The organism is Escherichia sp. AM3 (assembly GCF_032029835.1).
In the GTDB taxonomy this organism is placed as follows: domain Bacteria; phylum Pseudomonadota; class Gammaproteobacteria; order Enterobacterales; family Enterobacteriaceae; genus Escherichia; species Escherichia coli.
Window position 1 is genome coordinate 1 of the sequence record NZ_JAVUPQ010000939.1, and the last position, 275, is coordinate 275.

At 51.6% G+C, this 275-nt stretch carries 1 protein-coding gene; it reads left to right on the forward strand.

Translation table 11 applies throughout. From position 1 onward, the window contains the following. The coding region (locus RTW80_RS29150) for a biotin/lipoyl-binding protein (RefSeq protein WP_312721601.1) at window positions 1-275 on the forward strand (275 nt) is incomplete at both ends.

Here is a 275-nt window from a genome sequence, read left to right on the forward strand (position 1 = left end):
TGGCGCTGGCGTGGGCGGTCTTTAAAATCTTCCGCATTCCGGTAAATCAGTGGACGCTGGCGACGGCGGCGCTGGGAGGCGTGTTTCTGGTGAGTGGTTTGATTTTGTTGATGAACTACAACCACCCTTACACTTTTACCGCGCAAAAGGCAGTGATAGCGATCCCTATCACGCCACAGGTGACGGGAATTGTTACTGAAGTCACTGACAAGAATAATCAGCTTATTCAAAAGGGCGAGGTGCTTTTTAAGCTCGACCCGGTTCGTTACCAGGCG